This window comes from Rhizobium sp. PRIMUS64 (genome assembly GCF_023006465.1).
Lineage (GTDB): Bacteria > Pseudomonadota > Alphaproteobacteria > Rhizobiales > Rhizobiaceae > Rhizobium > Rhizobium leguminosarum.
On the sequence record NZ_JALBGX010000321.1, the window covers coordinates 1 to 647 of the forward strand.

Consider the following 647-nt stretch of genomic DNA (forward strand, 5'->3'; position numbering starts at 1 on the left):
CTGCAACTATCAAACTATGCCTGCGGGCGGGTGCCGCGGTGGACCGACTTGTTCATCACGCAACGATCTTCGAAATGAACGTCGAAAGCTATCGACGACGTTCCGCCATGGAGGCCAAACGCCAGCGCGGCAGGCCAGCCTCATTCGCGACAATCAAAGGCACCGCACAGTTTGTCGCGGAGCGGCAATCAGACCACGATGAAGCTCTTGCCAGCGACAATCAACATGATAACTTCATCCCGACCGCGACATAAGAATCTCATCCAGATTGTCGCGCGCGTCTCATCCTGATCGCCGCGCCATAGGTCGCATAACTATCAAGCGCGCAACGGGTTCTGTCAGCAGCTACACCGCATATGGTTCCGTTGCCTGAGGCGGCGAAATCAGAAAGGCCGGCGGAAAGATTAGTTGGAATCGGAAATTCTGACGGCACCCTTCGCGCTGCATGTTCCACACATCACCCGAAACTGCTTAAATGAAGGCCAATTTTAGCGGGCTCCGCATGGCAAGCGGCAAGCGGCAAGCCTCTCAAGCCATGTGCCGGCCTGATGGTCGAGTGCAGACGATTGTCGGCAAGCCGTCGCATATAGCGTTCGGCCATGCCTTGAGGGCATGATTGGATCTGGCTTTAGCATGCTGGGCGGCGG

General features: G+C 56.7%; 1 pseudogene. It reads left to right on the plus strand.

The window, feature by feature from the left end:
• Positions 1 to 254, plus strand: a pseudogene (locus tag MOV76_RS39355) (hypothetical protein); the annotation flags it as partial.
• Positions 255 to 647 lie beyond the last annotated feature (393 nt).